Below are 18,710 nucleotides of genomic sequence, written 5' to 3' on the forward strand. Positions count from 1 at the left end.
GGAAACTAATCGGTTTTTTATTTTTGAAACACGTCAAGAGTTTACTCTTGTAAGTGTTTTAGAAATAAAAAACAGAAGGATGCGAAGCATTCTTGAAGTTTTTTCTTGTGCTAAAGTCTCCCCTAAAAGGATCAACGAAGTTAATCCCTCATTACCCACAAGAAAGAAGCCGTCTCACAACTAGAGACGGTTTTTTTATGTTTTTTTCTTGCATAAAAGATTGATTTTTTGTATATATATCTGATTTACAGATGATTATATATGAAATTCAAGCATTACAATCAACGTCAAACCACACTTTTACCTTATTCGTTTGACGATTTTATTTCTGAGAAACATCCAGTTCGAAACTTACGGAGAGGAAGTTTTTCAAGAACTACAAGACATTACTGCCGACGCAGGCTATGGAAGTGAAGAAAACTATGATTATTTAGAAAAACAAGAGTTAATAGCTTATGTGAAGTACAATACTTTTGACAAAGAACAAGACAAAAATTATCAAAAGAAGCACAAACCATTTAGTAAAGAAAATCTTCATTACAACCAAGAAGAAGATTATTATGTATGTCCAATTGGACAAAAAATGCATAAAACTTACCAAAATAAACGGATTACCGAAGCTGGCTATACGCAAGAGTTAACACATTACCGAGCCAAAAACTGCGAAGGTTGTCCATTACGAGGTCAATGTTTTAAAGGAAAAGGAAATCGGAGTATAGAGAGAAACCACAATCTTGAGAGACACAAACAAAAAATAAGGGAACTCTTAACAAGCGAGACAGGATTACATAAAAGAAAACAACGCACAGCCGATGTAGAACCCGTATTTGCTCAACTCAAACATAACAACAGTTTTAGACGATTTTCTCTAAAAGGAATCGAAAAAACAGAATTAGAGTTCGGATTAATGGCTTTAACTCACAATTTAAGAAAGAAAATTGCAGCTTGAAAGTAATTTTATCATCATTCTATAATTTTAAACTTTTAGAAAAAATGGAATCAAATAATAAAACCGCCTCAAATTTTAATATTGAGAAGGCTTCTTTATTATTATCTGAATGTTTTCTTTTTTGTGTATTTTTGGACTAACTATTACAAATTACGAAACTAAATTAAATGCGTACACATTTCATTGCCATCGGCGGCGCAGCCATGCACAATCTCGCTTTAGCATTGCACAACAAAGGATATCAAGTTACTGGAAGTGATGATGCTATTTTTGAACCATCAAAATCAAGATTAGAAAAGAAAGGATTACTTCCGGTTGAATTGGGTTGGTTTCCTGAGAAAATCACATCCAATATTGAAGCCATAATTTTAGGAATGCATGCCAAAGCAGACAATCCAGAATTAGTAAAAGCTACAGCATTAGGGTTAAAAATCTATTCGTATCCAGAGTTTTTATACGAACAATCCAAAAACAAAACCCGCGTTGTCATTGGCGGTTCACATGGTAAAACCACTATCACTTCTATGATTTTACACGTCATGCAGTATCATAACATCGAAGTGGATTATATGGTTGGAGCACAACTCGAAGGTTTTGATACCATGGTTCATCTCACAGAAAAAAATGATTTTATTGTATTGGAAGGTGACGAATATTTATCATCACCAATTGACAGAAGGCCAAAGTTTCATTTGTATCAACCCAATATTGCTTTACTTTCTGGGATTGCTTGGGATCATATTAATGTGTTTCCCACCTTTGAAAACTATGTAGAACAGTTTGAAATATTTGTCAATCAAATTATCAAAGGCGGAATTTTGGTGTATAACGAAGAAGACGAAACTGTAAAAAAAGTGGCTGAAGAAACAACAAATACCATCAGAAGAATTCCATATACTACACCAAGTTATACGGTAGAAGATGGAATAACTTTGCTTGATACTCCGGAAGGACTGATGCCTATTGAAGTTTTTGGAGCACATAATCTGAACAATCTTGCCGGAGCCAAATGGATTTGCCAAAACATGGGCGTAGACGAAGCCGATTTCTATGAAGCCATTGCGAGTTTCAAAGGCGCATCTAAACGCTTAGAAAAAATTGCAGAGGGAAAAGGGAAAGTAGCTTACAAAGATTTTGCTCATTCCCCAAGCAAAGTTTCGGCAACGACTAAAGCAGTAAAAGCCCAATATCCAAATAGAAAATTAGTAGCTTGTTTGGAGTTACACACGTATAGCAGTTTGAACGCTGAGTTTTTAAAAGAATACGAAGGCGCATTGGATGCAGCAGATGTAGCTGTTGTTTTTTATTCTCCTGATGCAGTGAAAATAAAACAGTTGGAAGAAGTTACCTATGACCAAATTGCACAATCGTTCAAGCGTACTGATCTGATTATTTATACCAATCCACAGGAATTTAAAGACTTTTTATTTTCTTATGACTTGAATAATTCGGCTTTACTTTTAATGAGTTCCGGAAATTATGGCGGATTGAATTTTGATGAGGTGAAGAGTTTGATTGAGTAAAGTTTATTTAGTTGTCACTCCGAAGGAGTCTCACTCATATTTTGTTTTTCCGTAGGAAACTCATAGCGCCATTATTAAAAAGGGATTCCTACGGAATGACAAGTTTGTAGTTAGTGTTTGTGGGTAGTGATTCTTGTTGTCACTCTGAAGGAGTCTCACTCATAGATTGTCTTTCCCTAGAAAACTCGTAGCGTTTTTATCAGAAAGCGATTCCTACGGAATGATAAGTTTGTATATAGTGTTTGTGGGTAGTGATTCTTGTTGTCACTCCGAAAGAGTCTCACTAATAGTTTGTCTTTCCTTAGAAAACTCGTGACGCTATAATTAAAAAGGGATTCCTACGGAATGACAAGTTTGTGGTTAGTGTTTGTGGGTGGTGAGTCTTGTTGTCACTCCGTAGGAGTCTCAAAAAAGTTAATAATAAAGCAATAGTTCATGATTGAATACACCGAAGGAATTTACACCTTTTATGTTTATATTTTAACTAATAAAAACAGAACAGTTTTATATACAGGCGTAACCAATAATTTGAAGTTACGATTGCAACAACATGAAAGTAGATTAAATCCAAATAGTTTTACAGCACGTTATAATGTGCATTTTTTAATTTATTATGAAAAGTTTGGATGGATTCAACTGGCGATTGAAAGGGAAAAAGAAATCAAAAATCTTTCAAGGGAAAAGAAGTTAAATTTGATTATGGAAGTAAACCCAAACATAGAGTTTTGGAATGGGTCTTTTAAATAAATGATTCCTCCGGAATAACAAGTTTGTAGTTAGTGTTTGTGGGTAGTGAGTCTTGTTGTCACTTCCTAGGAACCTTGCCCATAGTTTTTCTTTCCCTAGAAAACTCAAAGCACTTTTATCAGAAAGGATTTCTACAGAATATCATAATTATACATAATTTTTTGTCCACATGTTAAAAATGTGATGGCAATTAGCAAAAAATAAAATGGTTTCATACATTTATCCTTTATTTGATAACGTAAAAAAGTAATAATTAGTATACTGTTTTGGAACAAAATTTCTCCATAAAAAACTGGGCAGAAGACGATAAGCCACGTGAAAAGCTAATGCTAAAAGGCAAAGCAGCTTTGAGCGATGCCGAGTTGGTGGCTATTCTAATTGGTTCCGGAAGCAGAAATGAAAGCGCTGTTGATTTAAGCAAAAGAATTCTCGCTAGCGTCAGTAACAATTTGAATGCTCTAGGGAAATTATCCTTGAAGCAATTAATGGAGTTCAAAGGAATAGGCGAAGCAAAGGCCATTTCCATTGCTGCAGCATTAGAATTAGGAAGACGACGCAGAGCGGAAGAAACGTTGGAACTACAAAAAATCACTTCGAGCAAAGCCGTTTTCGACATTATGCAACCCATTATTGGCGAACTTCCACACGAAGAATTTTGGGTGTTGTATCTTAATAATTCCAATAAAGTGATTTATAAATCCCAACTTTCAAAAGGAGGTATAACTGGAACCGTAGTTGATGTTCGTTTAATTTTTAAAACTGCTTTAGAACACAATGCTACCTCTATAATTCTAACACACAATCATCCATCGGGTAAATTACAAGCGAGTGATGCTGATGCAGCAATTACCAAAAAATTAAAATTGGCTGGCGAGCAACTTGATATTAAAGTTTTAGACCATATTATCATTACCGAAAACGGTTATTATAGCTTTCAAGACGAAGGTATTTTTTAAATAAATTTGGATTGCGATGACAAATGTCATATTTTAGCAGACAAATGTCAAAAATTATGTCTAAAATAGTTTCCAATTCTGATGTTCACCTTGATAAAGTTGTGCGTTTATATGTTTCAAAAGTAGAGAAAGATTATAAAATAGCACTAATTGATAAGAATATCACATACAAAAAATTTCTTTCCAACAGAATGTTAATTGTGCATTCTATTAGAAAAGGACTTCCTTATGAATTATACGATTTGATTAAAGAAAGAACGCCTTTTAAAGAGGAAGAATGGGCTAAATTTCTTGGTGTTTCCACACGTACGCTTCACAGAAATAAGTTAAAAAAAGATTTCTTTTTTGATGCAATTCCTTCAGAGAAAATTTTAGAATTGGCAGAAGTTACCGCTTTAGGGAGGGAAATTTTTGACGATGAGGAGCAGTTTTATTTATGGTTAAACACACCAAGTTTTGCATTGGCAAATTTAAAACCATTAGATCTGTTGACAGATTCCTATGGTAAAGAAATGGTCATGACAGAGTTGCATAAAATAGACCAAGCTATTTTTCTCTAATGGAAGTTTATAGGTTAATAAACAAAAAGCATCCAATAGAATTATCTGGAATTGGTGCAGCAAGATTTGGCGCAAGATGGAATTCAAAAGGAACCGAAATAATTTACACTGCTCAAAGTAGAGCTTTAGCAATGGCGGAAGTTGCAGTACATTTAACATTGGCTACTTTACCAAGTAGTTTTCTAATGATAACCATTCAAATTCCTGATGATATTGAGGTAATTGATTGTAATCAAAAAAAAATAGAAATCGGTTGGAATGAATTTCCAGAAAATACCACCACACAGATTATTGGTGATGAATTTATTCAAAAAAAAGAGTATTGTGTAATGAAAGTTCCATCGGCAGTGGTTAGAGGAGATTTTAATTATTTATTAAATCCTTATCATTCCGATTTTAAAAGAATAAAAATTACTCATCATGAAAATTTCCCTCTTGATAAAAGAATTTTTAAATAAAAAATAAGATGCAGTTAAATACTATCACCGACATTTTTTTTGATTTAGACCATACTCTTTGGGATTTTGATAAAAATTCCATTTTAGCTTTTGATAAAATTTTCAAAGCACATCATCCCACAATTAATACACTCCAATTTATAGAAATTTATGCGCCCATTAACCAATCGTGTTGGAAGTTGTATCAGGTCGATAAGATGACACATGAAGAATTGCGATATGAAAGACTTCGACAATCTTTTGATGCTATAAACTATACAATTTCAGATAAAGAAATTGATAGTATTTCTCATGACTATATTGAATTCTTGCCCGATAATAATCAATTGTTTGAGGGTGCGATTGAAGTTTTAGATTATTTATATCCAAAATATCAATTACATATCATTACCAATGGTTTTGCTGAAGTGCAACAAAGAAAAATGTATCATTCGGGGTTGGAGAAATATTTTCAAACCATCACCAATTCCGAAATGGCTGGAGTAAAGAAACCGCATCGAACTATATTTGAATATGCCATATCTTTGGCTAGTGTTCAAAAAGAGAACGCTATAATGATTGGCGATTGTATTGATGCAGATGTTCGTGGCGCTATGGCTTTTGGAATGCAAGCCATTTTATTTGATGAGAAAGAAATCCATTCTCCCGAAGAAGAAATTATGGTCATTAAACATTTATTAGAATTAAAAAATATATTATAATGAAGAAATTACTTTTGCTACTGATTTTGTTTGTTTCTGTTTCTGCTTTTTCGCAAAGCATAAATGACTATCAATATGTTATTGTTCCTATTAAGTTTGATTTTTTGAAAGAAAATGATAGGTATAATTTGAATACAACAACCAAATTACTTTTGCAGAAATATGGCTTTAAGTCCTATTTGAGTACAGATGAAATTCCTTATGAAGTAATAAACAATCAATGTTCTCATTTAAAAGCATCTTTAGAAGAAAATAATAATATGTTCATGACAAAAGTAAAATTGGTCTTGAAAGATTGTAAAGACAAAGTAGTATTTGAAACCGATTTTGGTAGTAGTAGAAACAAACAATTAGCGCCAGCTTATAATGAAGCTTTGCGGATGGTTTCTAAATCATTTGACACCTTGAACTATAAATATAATGGTACAACAATTACAGAAATTGTATCTGTGGTTCCAATAGTAACTCAAGTACCAATTAGTAATGATAGTGTTTCTAACAATCAGAATAAAAATTCTGAAACATTCTACTTTGCTCAACCCACTACTTATGGTTTTCAAGTGGTTGACAATGAGCCTAAAGTTATAATGAAATTATATACTACTTCTCAAAAGAATGTATTTCTTGGTACAAAAGGTGTGATAAATGGAGTTTTGATTTCAAAAGAAAATCAATGGTTTTTTGAATATTATGAAGGTGGTAAGCTTGTTTCGGAATCAATAAATCTTCGGTTTTAATTTTAAGAACAAACACTTTTTCACCATTAAGAAATTAAGTTTCTCCATTAAGTTTAGTTAAGTCTTAATGAAATTCTTAATTTTCTTAACTTCTTAATGTTAATTTTATCACTGCATACTAATACCCATATTTATCCTTCCAACGATTTTTCAAAAAAGTACGCATTTCGTTTTCCCGAGCATTGTTTCCGGGTTTATAGAAAGCGGTGTTTTTAATTTCATCGGGCAAATATTCCTGTTCAGAAAAGTTATTTTCATAGCTGTGTGAATATTGGTATTCCTCGCCATAACCCAATTCCTTCATCAACTTCGTTGGAGCATTACGCAAATGAATCGGCACTGATAAATCTCCCGTTTGTTTTACTAATTGCTGCGCTTCACCGATAGCCATATAACTTGTGTTACTCTTTGCTGAGGTAGCCAAATAAACAGCACATTGACTTAAAATAATTCTACTCTCGGGATACCCAATAGTTGCCACTGCCTGAAAGGTATTGTTTGCCATAATAAAAGCTGTTGGATTGGCATTGCCAATATCTTCACTTGATAAAATTAACATACGTCGTGCAATAAATTTTACATCTTCGCCACCTTCGATCATTCGGGCTAACCAATACACTGCTCCGTTCGGGTCGCTTCCTCGTATCGATTTTATAAACGCTGATACAATATCATAATGTTGTTCTCCGGTTTTGTCATATAAAACCGTATTTTGTTGAACCAAATCCAAAACTTTTTGATTGGTAATCACAATTTGACCTTCAGGGCTTGCGTTTACGACGAGTTCAAAAATATTTAATAGCTTCCGTCCATCGCCTCCAGAAAGTCGAAGTAACGCTTCGGTTTCCTTCAGTTTTATTTTTTTGGAAGAAATGATTTTGTCTTCGGTAATGGCTCTTTGAAGCAAAGCCAATAAGTCCTCTTTAGAAAACGGATTTAAAACATACACCTGACAACGTGACAAAAGCGCTGGAATAACTTCAAAACTTGGGTTTTCGGTGGTGGCACCAATTAATGTTATCCAGCCTTTTTCGACAGCAGCCAAGAGTGAATCCTGTTGCGATTTGCTAAACCGATGAATCTCATCAATAAACAAAATTGGATTTTTTGCAGTGAATAATCCACCACTTTGTTTGGCTTTATCAATCACATCGCGAATGGCCGCCACGCCACTATTAATAGCACTCAATTCATAAAACGGACGATTGCTTTGTTTGGCAATTATTTGTGCTAAAGTGGTTTTTCCTGTGCCGGGAGAACCCCAAAAAATCATAGACGGAATAATGCCACGTTCAATTTGTTGAGTCAATGAGCCATTTTCACCCACAAGATGTAATTGACTGATATAATCGGCTAAAACTTCAGGCCTGATGCGTTCGGCAAGTGGTGCTTCCATGTTGTAAATTTATACTATTTTTTTAAAAAAGCTTAACCACTAAGAGCACAAATATTTTCACGAAGCACACTAAGCATTGAGAACTTTGTGCCTTCTTTGTGAACTTCGTGGTTAAAACTAAAACAAACTGACAAATTAGCATTGCTTTTATTTTGGTTGTATTTTTGACTAGAGCAAAAAGTATTTTTTTTCCAATGAACGATTATCATCATTTTAAGTTTACACCATCGGTTTGGCTAGTTCCAGTAATTATTCTTATAATAATGTGGTTCATTTTCTTTTTTGAAAATAGTTTCAATGTTGATTTGACTTCTCACGGAATTTTACCAAGAACGGTTTCAGGTTTGCAAGGCGTAATTTTTAGTCCGTTTCTTCATGGAAGTTTGAATCATATAGCCAACAATTCCATTCCCTTATTTATTCTGACAACGGCATTAATTTATTTCTATAGAGATATTTCATTAAAAGTATTATTCTATGGCATTTTACTTTCCGGATTGATTACATGGGTAATTGGAAGAGAATCGTATCACATTGGTGCCAGTAGTTTAATTTATGTATTGGTTTCTTTTATTTTTTTTAAAGGCATGATGACACAATATTATCGCTTAATGGCGTTGTCATTAACAGTTGTGATGTTTTATGGAGGAATGGTTTGGTATGTTTTTCCTGATGTGGATAATACCATTTCGTGGGAAGGTCATTTGGCGGGATTGATCACAGGTTTTGGATTTGCTGCCTATTTCAAAACTCCCGATTATGTTACAGCAATTCAATATCCTTGGGAAAAGCCTGATTTTAATCCAGAAGAGGATAGGTTTATGAAGCACTTTGATGAAAACGGAAATTTTGTCAATACACAAAAAGAGGAAGAGAAAGGTGAACAAGATAATTCAACAGCAACATTCAATTATGTATATGATTTTAAAGAGAATACTGATTTAAACCATTAAGAAATTAAGTTTCACTATGTCTTATTTAACTTAATTTCTTAATGGTTTAAAAAAGAGAAATATTTATAGTCTTTGACGAACAGTTTCATAAAGAAAAGCACCACAGGCAACAGAAACATTAAGTGAACCTATGCTTCCAAACATTGGCAGTTTTGCTTTTTCATCTACAATTTTTAAAACTGATGGATTGATTCCTCGGTCTTCACTACCCATTATAATTGCAACAGGTTCGTTAAGGGAAATATCATAAATGTTTTGATCTGTTTTTTCGGTAGCAGCAACGGTTTTTATGCCGCTTCCTTGAAGATAGAAAATGGCGTCTTTTATGTGATCTACTTTACAAATGGGCACATTAAAAACGGCTCCAGCAGAAGTTTTCACTGTGTCGCCATTTACGGGAGCAGAACCTGTTTTTTGAACAATGATTCCATCAACGCCGGTGCATTCTGCAGTTCTAATAATAGCACCAAAATTACGAGCATCACTTAACTGGTCTAGAATTAAGAAAAGTGGAATTTTGCCGCTTTCGACTAAGCTATCAACGAGCGTTTCTAGCTTTACAAAGCTTATAGGAGCGATAGTGGCTACAGCACCTTGATGGTTGTTTGGAGTCAATCGGTTTAATTTTTCAACAGGAACATACGAGAAATTGACGCTATTTTTCTTCATCGCCTTCATTAATTCCTGCATTAACTCGCTTTGCGCATCGGATTGTATGAAGACTTTATCGATTGCTGCACCCGCACTAATGGCTTCTATAATAGCTCTAATTCCAAATATTTGGTTTTCTTTTTCCATGGCGCAAAGATATAAAAAAACCACCCCGTTTTTTGGAACGGGATGGTTTGTTTAGGTTAAAAAACTAATTACTTTTTTCTTTTGGATTTTCCTTTTATATTAAAGTTACCATACCTTCCTTGGAAAACAGTGGTGTTATTTACATCGGTTATTGTATAAACAGTGCCGCTCTTTACAATAGTATAAATAACTGCTGCATTAGAATTTCCATTTGCTAAACCACCATCTTGCATTGGAAAAAAAGTAGAAATGTCTAGCGTTGTATTGAAAGTGGTTCCTTGTTTTATAAATGTAATGTTAGCAGGAATATTTACATTTTCTATATAACCAAAAGTATCCCATAAACTAGCCGCTAAATAATACGTTCCGTCTGCTGCTGTAGCTGTGTTGATGGTGATACTCTCTGGGCAATTACTATAACTGTCGTCAATGATATTCAAATTTGTATCGTACAATTCAAGGTCCATATCTAAATCACAATTGGCGATTTCATCACCACCAGACATAAAAGTACCATCCCAATTTAATCGTATGCTTAAATCATCAGAAACCGAATTTTGAATAGTGACATTATAAAACAACTCATTTACAGTACCTAATAATGTTCTGTTTGAAATTACTTTAAGTCTTAAAACTTCATCGGCTTCATTAAAGTCATCAAGAATTGTGGAGATATTTACACTGTATTCTGTTGTATAAGCAGGGATTTCAAAGATATAACCCACTGGGCCTCCATTTTCTTCAATAGCCACACAATCAGGATCATTACTTCTGCATCCTGGAATTACGTAATCATCTTGGTCTGTTGCGCTACTTTCGTCTAACATAACTAAACGATACTGTATTGGTTTGTTTATAGCTTTGTCAAGTTTAAATTTTAGTACAGCATCTGTTCCTTCCGATACAGTTATTGAAGTATCTCCATTAGCAGTTAACTCTGGTTTTTCTTTTTTTCCTAAATTTTCTTCTTCATTACAGGCTATAGAAAATATTCCTAAAAACAGCAATGATACTAAGAGATATATATAATTTGATATTTTTTTCATAATAATTTTTTTAGAGTTTTGTATAAACAGCTGTAAAATATCTTCGAGTTACTCCAGCAGAGAATCCTCTAATCGAGTAGTTCATCGTGATAGAGGTCACTTCACCAGTAATAGGGTCAAGTGTAACTAATCCGGCATCTTCATCGCCTTCTACAAGATTGGAGTAATAATCGCCTAAATTTTGCTCATCTATAGCAATAGATTGGCAAACATCTTTAAAAATGAACCCATTTCTTGGTGCACCATCATTGGTTAAATCATCATACGGACCTGTACTTGAAGTTTCATAAACGCCTAAGGCTAATTCTGTGATTACTTCATTTGGGAAATTATAAACGACTCCATTGTCTTCTCTGGTAACCACTAAAGAATAGGTGCCTGCTAAATCAGATTCACATTTGGCAATGGTTATAGTGATGGTTTTTTTATCATCTGCAACCACTACTCCTGCAGGAACTGGTTGTCCTAAATTGATAATGATTGTTTTAGGAACATTTCCTGGCAGCACGCTTGGGTTAATTGTGAATGGGAGTTTTACAAAACTAGAACCTGCTTCAAGGGTTACATTTCCACCAGTTGCATTGATAGTATAATCAGTTCCTAAAATTGCAGTACTCGTTACATCAATAGAAAAAGGGATCGAAATATCAGCATCTGATGTTGTACCATCACTACCTCCAACTAGGTCTATCGGTTCAAAAACTTGAACTGGGTCGACATCATTATCAGTATAGATATATGATGATTGTGAATTCTTAAATCCAACGATAAGATCACCTGTACTATTGTTTTCTACATCATCCTTAACACAGGATATTGCAATAGCAAAGGTTAAAATTGTTAAGAATATTATATTTATTTTTTTCATATTTATTTTTATTATTGGTTCCAAAATATTTTACTTGTGAAAGCTTCAGATTCATTCTGTTGCGGAACATTTGCAGTATTACCTGCAATTTCAGAGCTTGGGTATAATAAACGAATTGGTCTTGTTGAACCTGGTGCTACTGTTGAAAGTGGCACATGACTCGGAAAACCTGTTCTTGTATTTTCAATCCAAATTTCTCCCCCGTTAATACCGTTTAATGCAATCCATTTTTGATTGATTATGGCATGAATTTCATTTCCTGTAGAACCATTCCATCCTATTAGATTGGTTGCTTGGCTATAATAAGTAACCGCTTGAGCAGTAGTTAAACCTAACAACTTAAACGATTCGGTAATACCACTTTCATACAAACTTTTTGCAGAACCAGTTAAATAACCTCTTTGTACTGCTTCTGCTTGCAATAATAAACTCTCGGTGGCGGTAAATACCAAGCCGTCTTGTGATGAGTCTTGCAATAAACCGGGACCAACATGCGAAACCGGATAGTTTGTAGAGGTATTCAACACATCGCCTTGTTGATGACCATTGTAATCATTACCACCAGGAGCAGATGTAGCAGAGTATATTCTAGTCAATCTGGGGTCATTAGTGGTTTGTAAATAGCTTACAGTATATTTAGTTGCAGCGGTAGAGGACCAGTTATTTTTATAAGTATCATTTATAGTTAAAAACATTGCTGCAAATCCGTTTTGTTTATTTGTAGCTGCGCTAAACCCAGGGTTAATGGTTACATTATCATTTGGCCCTAAAAATTGAGCACCGCTACTTTGTAATTCAGCCATTTCTGAGGAAATATAAGCTGATGAAGCCGTTCTTTTGCATTCTCTTAAAAGTATTCTTAGTTTAAGTGTATTGGCAAATTTTTTCCACATTTGCATATCACCACCAAGCATTACATCATTTTCTCCAGGATTGTACGTGCCAGCAGGTGCATTGTCTATCAAAGTAACAGCTTCCTCTAATTGTACCACTAAATCTCTATAAATAGTTAAGGCATCGTCGTATTTTGGAGTCAAATTATCACCTCTTTTATGTGCCTCCGTGTATGGAATGTTTCCGTATAAATCTACTAAATATTGGAAATAAAATGATTTCAATATTTTAGCAATGGCTTTATAATTGTTATATCCGGGTTTCGTTGTGTTTTGTATGAACGTATAATTTGAAGTTCTTAAATATAGATTTTCAAAAACACCTGAATAGAAATCAGAAGTTACATTATACGTGTGTTCATTAAAATAGTAACTTGAATTGGATGCACCGACATCTCTAGTCCAGTTATTCATCATTAAATTACCCAATTGGTTCATATTGTCTTGAACTGCATTTGGATTAAACTCAGATACATATCCAGCCAATACACCATAAGTATACACTTGAGTTGCGGCGAGAACGATTTCAGGATTTACATTTTCAGATGAAGGATTATTAGGGTCTTCATTTACATCAAGAAAATCATCACACGATTGTAAAGAAGTTCCGATTAATAAGCCACACAATATTTTTTTATATATATTTTTCGTTTTCATTTGTATTAAAAAGTTATATTAATATTGAAGCCATATGTTCTTGTTGGTGGTGCTTGACCTCCGGTGCTTAAACCAACGTTATTTCCTGTGGTAAACGAAAATTCAGGGTCGGTATAGTTTCTATTCTGTTTAGGAAGTATCATAAATACGTTTCGTGCATTAAGTCCTAGAGACAATCCATCAATGTGCAAATTCTTCAATATTTTATCTGAGAATGAATAAGATAACGCAAGCTCTCTACATTTAAAAGCAGTAGCATCCAAAACAAAATTTTCATCAATTTCTCTATAAATTCCAGTAAAATAATCTTGATTACCCGAAGTAGTTACACTCGTGTTTTGAGTAAATACACCAGGTGATGTTTCGATAACGGAATTAGGAAAAATAAAAGGATCTCTTCCGTTTTGAGCCGTAACTATATCAGAACCATTTTGTATCAAACCATCTTTAACGCCGGCATAAAAAACATGACCTGTTCTATAATCAAAAACGCCAGTAAGTTTTAAATTTTTATATCTAATATTGGTTGTGATTCCAAGAATGTAGTCTGGAGTTGTTTTGCCTAGTTTTACGTTTGTTGCTTTTAGTGGGTCTCCAGTTGCGGCGTCTATAACCACATTACCATTATCATCTCTTTGGTAACCTGTTCCGACAAGCATAGGAAACTGTTCTCCTCTAATAGCAGCAATTCCAGCCGTTCCAAGGTATTGTCCAACAGCAATTTGATTAGATTCTTTAGTTACTTTTGTTACATCGGTTCTAAAAGTACTATAGCCAATTCTGAAATCCCAAGTAAAGTCTTCTGTTTTGAAAGGTATGACACCAAGGTCTAATTCGCCACCTTTCGAAATAGTTTCACCCACATTTATGGTTGCGGAGTTGACACCTGAGGCTGTAGAGGGAGAAATTCCGATAATTTGATCACTGTTTTGAGATCTAAAATAACTCGCATCAAAAGTAATTCTTCTGTTAAAGAATTCTAAATTCATATTGAATTCAAAAGTAGTGGTGAGTTCTGGAATTAAGTCAGGATCTGCAATAGATATTTCTTGAACAAAACTATTGATTGAATAAGGAAATCCTGCCGAGAGTGCGCTTTCAAATAGGTTATTAGTTTCATAGGCATCAATACTACTATTTCCTACTGCTACCAATCCGGCAGAAAACTTTGCATGCGTAAGTGTTTTGCCTCCAAAATTAGGAAAAGCAAGAGTAGGTATAAAAGAAACCCCTGCACTTGGGTAGAAGCTAGGTTTTTTGATTACTGACCACCAATCTTTTCTTGCAGTTAAGTTCAAAAATAAATAGTCTTTATACCCTAAATCAACATTCGCAAAATAAGAATAACTTCTATCTCTTGATTTAGAATCGGAAGGAATAGCATTTCCTGTAATATTTGTAATATTATACAATCCTGGTATTACTAATTTTTCTCCTTTAACTGATAAAGAATTAAATTCTCTATTTTGTACATTATTTCCAACATTTGCTTTAAAAGTCAAGTCTTTCGTTAATTCATAATTAAAATTTATCAATAAATCGCCATACAAAATTCTTGAATTGCTATTCCCAACTTCGTAGGATGAAACATAGTCAAAAGGAGAATCCCAATAGACAACCTCTGTTTTATAGCCATTGAAGAATTCTACTCTATTGAAAGAAGTACTTCTGTAACTGGCTCTATAGGTAGCACTAATATTTTTGTTGAATTCATAGTTTAATTCACCAACACCTTCAAAAGTTTGCCCTTTATTTGAAATTCTTTCGTTTTTCAGTTTCCAATAAGGACTTAACTCCCAATAGGTCCAGTGTGTAGCGTTGTCAGGATTGCTAAATAATTGTACAGGCACGTTAACCGGAACTTGAACTAAAGCGCCATATATAGAACCTTCTACACCTCCAGCCGTATTTTGATTGCTAGTGGTATAGGTTGCATTTCCGTTAAAACTCCATTTTCCCACTTTTTTCCCTGCGCTTAAATAAAAGTTATTCTTTGTAAATTGGTCTCCCGGAATAATACCATCCGTTTTTTGATTTCCGAGGGTAAAATTTAAATAACTATTTTCATCACCAGTGGCTATCGCAATTGAGTTTAGAAGCGTGCTTCCATCAGTAAAAAATGGTTTGTAGTTATCTTTGATAAATGAATAGGGAAGTAGTGTTTGTTCTAAACCAGTGGGTTGCAATGAACCATCAAGTTCTGCACCCCAATTCGTGTTCTCGGTAAAATCTTGAGCACCTTGATAGCCTTGACCAAATCGGTTTTGAAGTATAGGGAACATTGATGCCTCTTCCGCAGTAAACGTTGTGTTCAGCGTAATTTTAAATTTTTCAGTATTTTTAGTACCTCTTTTTGTGGTTACAATAATGACACCGTTAGCTCCATCTTTACCATATAATGCAGATCCATTTGCCCCTTTCATTACGTTTACAGATTCAATAATTTCAGGGTTTAATTCAGTGAAAGCTTGTGCCGTAGATATTACTCCGTTAATTACAATTAGCGCTTCGTTGTTATTTGAAATAGATCTAAACCCGCGCAGTTGTATTCTTGTTTGTGGGTTTACACCGTTGTTTATGGTGTTGATTTGTAAACCTGATACTTTTCCAACCAAACCAAGTGCCGCGTTTGTAGCCTTGGCTTGATTTAATTCGGCTGACTTAACTAATTGAGTTGCTGTAGTAATTTCATTAGGCTTTCTTTTGATACCTAAAGCGGTTACAACTAATCCTTCTAATTCGATAGCGTCATCCTTCATTTTTACCGTAATAGTTGTAGATGAAGCAACTATTTCCTGTGTTTTCAACCCTACGAAATTGAAAATTAATGTAGCGGTTGAAGAAGCTTTTATCGAAAACTTACCTTCAAAATCGGTTTGTGTTCCAACATTACTTCCTTTAACTAAAACATTTACACCGGGTAGTGGTTGGTTAGACACGTCCATTACAGTACCTGTAACCATCCTTTCTTGTGCAAAAGAGATTTGCACCAACAACGCTATGAACAGCGTTAGGAATCCATTTAACTTTGTTTTCATTATTTATTTGGTTATAATTAGTGAAACCAAATATCTTAAAAAAATCTTAAAAATCCTAATGAAATGTTAAAAGAAAAAGGGTAAAGTTTGTCGACCATTAAAAGCTTGCTTTAAAGCTAATATGTACAATAGAGTTGGAAAGTTTTATTGCTTGATTGTTGGGGCTACCGTTGGCATAAACAATATTAAACAATCCGTTTTTGGAAAGTAGTCCAAAGCCAAATCCAATACCGAGAAGATTTTGATTGCTATTTGAAGTTTTGTCTTGGATGTAGGCATAATCAATAATTGAATGCACATATAAACCAGGTGAAAGTATATATCTATATTCAGATAATAAAGCACTAAATACATTTCCTTGAAGGCTGTTTTCGATAAATCCACGAATAGAATTTATTCCGCCAAATCGCTGTAATTCATTTACAATGTAATTCCCACTTTGGAGATAAAAATTTTGAGATTTAATATTGACACTATTTTTTTCGTTTAAATAGAAGTTATGTTTCAAAAACAAACTGCCAAAAAACTGATTGTCTGATAGTATTTTAGAGTCTCTTTTTCCAGTTCCTATTTTAAAATCAAAGTGCGTTTTTTCAGGAAAAAGAAAATCATCAGTCTTGAAATCTAGAAATTCAAATGACGTCGTTAAAAAGGAATTGTTAAAGTCGCTTAAACTAGAAGAATTCACATTTTGAATATCGCTCGATTCTGTCGATTGATAGCCTAAATATAATCGAGAATTGTAATTAAAATAATACCCCAAATCGATTCCAGTTTTTGTATTTTGAAAAGTGCTGTCTTGCTTAAAAATATTCAATTCTGCTTTTATTCCTATGGGGCTTTTTAAGATGTAGGGAAGCTCAACTCCCAAATTGAATGTTTTTTGATCTTGACCGTTGCTTTTCCAATACAAGGATAGTTTTTCACCAGAATTTAGAATATTATTCAATACCAAGTCCAGATAGCCACTAAAAATAAGTTTTTTATTTTCATCATTATTGAAACCAATAAAACCATCAAAAGTATTTGGTTTCGTTTTTTCTAAATAAACATATATTTTAGTTGAATCTTTGGTAAAAAGGATTTCTGGGAATTTGCTTTGTTTGACAAATCGGAATTTCTCAATTTCATTATACAATCGCTCTAAGTTTTTTTGATTGAAGACCTTATTGCGGTATAACCGAATCAGATTTTTTTTATGCCCAATAGGAAACTTATCATACCCATTAATTACAATATCATTTACTTTCCTTTTTATTGCTTTGGTAATTGATAAGTCCGCTTTTAGAAAGTCATTATTTTTTTGAATATTAATAAGTTTTACTTTTGCCATTGAAAAACCATTACTTTCTAATTTTTTTAAAATTGTATTTAAGAATAATTCGCTTTCTTCAAACGGAAGAATTAATGTGTCATTTTTGATTTCATATAAACTACTTATGTTTTCTTGAAATTCTTTACCAATAAATAGGTGTATTGTTTTTACTTTTTTACCAAGACTATATTTAAAACTAAAGCTTGAGTCGTTGGGTTTGGAGTTTTCTATGAGCTGAGATTCTGTATATCCTTTATTATTCAGTTTTTCATAAAAAGAATTATTTTCATCAATAATAGATTTAGTGTTTTTGTGCTTTACTAAATAGCCAAGACTGTCAATAATTTTTGTTTCTCTTTCGTTTTGTCCCACAATTTTCATTTGAAATTCTTGTGCAGAAAGATTCCAAATGTTGATAAGTAGTACAAAGGGGATTAAAATCTTATTCAAGTCTATTTAAGTTTGGATAAAAATAACGCAAAAAAATTGTTTTTATTGTTGTTTGTGGAATCTAAAAATAATTTGTCTTATATAGCCATTGGCAGTACTTTAATTTTATAAATACACAAACTTTATCGCAAATCTTTATCTCATTATAATACAAATATTTAATTGATAAAAAAATTAATTAATTACGATTTGTTTCATTGAAAATAATTACTACATTTGCAACCCCTAAAAAAGCGGGAATTAATAAAATAAAGAAAAATTAGTATTTAATTATGCCAACAATTCAACAATTAGTAAGAACAGGAAGAACTCAAATCACTAAGAAGAGTAAATCGGTTGCTTTAGATTCTTGTCCTCAAAGAAGAGGTGTTTGTACGCGTGTTTACACTACTACTCCAAAAAAACCAAACTCTGCTATGCGTAAAGTTGCGCGTGTACGTTTGACGAATGGAAATGAAGTAAATGCATACATCCCAGGAGAAGGACACAATCTACAAGAGCACTCGATAGTATTAGTGCGAGGCGGAAGGGTAAAAGATTTACCAGGAGTTAGATACCACATTGTGCGTGGTGCGCTTGATACATCAGGTGTAGCAGGAAGAACACAAAGAAGATCTAAGTACGGTGCAAAACGCCCAAAAGAAGCAAAAAAGTAATTTAAAAAC

At 33.5% G+C, this 18,710-nt stretch carries 17 protein-coding genes; 10 read left to right on the top strand and 7 right to left on the bottom strand.

Translation table 11 applies throughout. The features are described from left to right. The first annotated feature begins 313 nt into the window (after positions 1-313). The 8 genes from ACIQ2L_RS04290 (at position 314) to ACIQ2L_RS04325 (ending at position 6,631) form a co-directional block, all read left to right on the top strand. Positions 314-949: a transposase gene (locus tag ACIQ2L_RS04290; RefSeq protein WP_396156773.1), complete on the top strand. Its 636-nt coding sequence runs from the start codon at positions 314-316 to the stop codon at positions 947-949. A 167-nt stretch (positions 950-1,116) separates the two neighbouring features. Beyond that, positions 1,117-2,472 carry a UDP-N-acetylmuramate--L-alanine ligase gene (gene murC / locus ACIQ2L_RS04295; RefSeq protein WP_396156775.1) on the top strand — a complete coding sequence of 452 codons (1,356 nt, stop codon included), beginning with the start codon at positions 1,117-1,119 and terminating at the stop codon, positions 2,470-2,472. A 435-nt stretch (positions 2,473-2,907) separates the two neighbouring features. After that, entirely contained in the window at positions 2,908-3,219 is a 312-nt protein-coding gene (locus ACIQ2L_RS04300; RefSeq protein WP_396156777.1) for a GIY-YIG nuclease family protein, read from the top strand. A gap of 266 nt (positions 3,220-3,485) precedes the next feature. After that, positions 3,486-4,175 (top strand): DNA repair protein RadC, encoded by a 690-nt coding sequence (gene radC / locus ACIQ2L_RS04305; protein WP_396156779.1) that lies wholly within the window; start codon positions 3,486-3,488, stop codon positions 4,173-4,175. Between the two features lie 56 nt (positions 4,176-4,231). Continuing rightward, complete coding sequence (locus ACIQ2L_RS04310) at positions 4,232-4,735, top strand: antitoxin Xre-like helix-turn-helix domain-containing protein (protein WP_396156781.1); 504 nt, start codon at positions 4,232-4,234, stop codon at positions 4,733-4,735. Beyond that, on the top strand, positions 4,735-5,193 hold the full coding sequence (locus ACIQ2L_RS04315; protein WP_396156783.1) for an RES family NAD+ phosphorylase: 459 nt from the start codon (positions 4,735-4,737) through the stop codon (positions 5,191-5,193). The genes ACIQ2L_RS04310 and ACIQ2L_RS04315 overlap by 1 nt, the downstream gene beginning before the upstream one ends. Positions 5,194-5,201: 8 nt before the next feature. Continuing rightward, complete coding sequence (locus tag ACIQ2L_RS04320; RefSeq protein WP_396156785.1) at positions 5,202-5,894, top strand: YjjG family noncanonical pyrimidine nucleotidase; 693 nt, start codon at positions 5,202-5,204, stop codon at positions 5,892-5,894. Continuing rightward, on the top strand, positions 5,894-6,631 hold the full coding sequence (locus ACIQ2L_RS04325) for a hypothetical protein (protein ID WP_396156787.1): 738 nt from the start codon (positions 5,894-5,896) through the stop codon (positions 6,629-6,631). Before ACIQ2L_RS04320 ends, ACIQ2L_RS04325 begins: the two co-directional genes overlap by 1 nt. A gap of 118 nt (positions 6,632-6,749) precedes the next feature. Here ACIQ2L_RS04325 and ACIQ2L_RS04330 read toward each other — a convergent pair whose 3' ends face one another. Next, entirely contained in the window at positions 6,750-8,027 is a 1,278-nt protein-coding gene (locus ACIQ2L_RS04330; RefSeq protein WP_396156789.1) for a replication-associated recombination protein A, read from the bottom strand. A gap of 194 nt (positions 8,028-8,221) precedes the next feature. On the opposite strand from ACIQ2L_RS04330, the gene ACIQ2L_RS04335 reads away from it, so the two are divergent. After that, positions 8,222-8,980 (top strand): rhomboid family intramembrane serine protease, encoded by a 759-nt coding sequence (locus ACIQ2L_RS04335; RefSeq protein ID WP_396156791.1) that lies wholly within the window; start codon positions 8,222-8,224, stop codon positions 8,978-8,980. Between the two features lie 63 nt (positions 8,981-9,043). Here ACIQ2L_RS04335 and rlmB read toward each other — a convergent pair whose 3' ends face one another. The 6 genes from rlmB to ACIQ2L_RS04365 form a co-directional block, all read right to left on the bottom strand. Further along, the gene (gene rlmB, locus ACIQ2L_RS04340; protein ID WP_396156793.1) at positions 9,044-9,778 is read right to left on the bottom strand and encodes a 23S rRNA (guanosine(2251)-2'-O)-methyltransferase RlmB; all 735 of its coding nucleotides are present in this window, start codon (positions 9,776-9,778) and stop codon (positions 9,044-9,046) included. 68 nt (positions 9,779-9,846) lie between these two features. Continuing rightward, a complete protein-coding gene (locus tag ACIQ2L_RS04345; protein ID WP_396156795.1) occupies positions 9,847-10,824 on the bottom strand; it encodes a hypothetical protein in 978 nt (325 codons plus the stop codon). Between the two features lie 10 nt (positions 10,825-10,834). Continuing rightward, positions 10,835-11,692: a hypothetical protein gene (locus ACIQ2L_RS04350; protein WP_396156797.1), complete on the bottom strand. Its 858-nt coding sequence runs from the start codon at positions 11,690-11,692 to the stop codon at positions 10,835-10,837. Between the two features lie 11 nt (positions 11,693-11,703). Continuing rightward, positions 11,704-13,242 carry a SusD/RagB family nutrient-binding outer membrane lipoprotein gene (locus ACIQ2L_RS04355; RefSeq protein ID WP_396156799.1) on the bottom strand — a complete coding sequence of 513 codons (1,539 nt, stop codon included), beginning with the start codon at positions 13,240-13,242 and terminating at the stop codon, positions 11,704-11,706. 5 nt (positions 13,243-13,247) lie between these two features. Further along, positions 13,248-16,280 (bottom strand): SusC/RagA family TonB-linked outer membrane protein, encoded by a 3,033-nt coding sequence (locus ACIQ2L_RS04360; RefSeq protein ID WP_396156801.1) that lies wholly within the window; start codon positions 16,278-16,280, stop codon positions 13,248-13,250. 97 nt (positions 16,281-16,377) lie between these two features. Then, complete coding sequence (locus ACIQ2L_RS04365) at positions 16,378-18,045, bottom strand: hypothetical protein (RefSeq protein ID WP_396156803.1); 1,668 nt, start codon at positions 18,043-18,045, stop codon at positions 16,378-16,380. 272 nt (positions 18,046-18,317) lie between these two features. Between ACIQ2L_RS04365 and rpsL the strand changes: the two genes are divergently transcribed. Next, on the top strand, positions 18,318-18,701 hold the full coding sequence (gene rpsL, locus ACIQ2L_RS04370; RefSeq protein WP_007136570.1) for a 30S ribosomal protein S12: 384 nt from the start codon (positions 18,318-18,320) through the stop codon (positions 18,699-18,701). Positions 18,702-18,710 lie beyond the last annotated feature (9 nt).

The sequence above is a fragment of the Flavobacterium sp. genome, assembly GCF_044369455.1.
In the GTDB taxonomy this organism is placed as follows: Bacteria; Bacteroidota; Bacteroidia; order Flavobacteriales; family Flavobacteriaceae; genus Flavobacterium.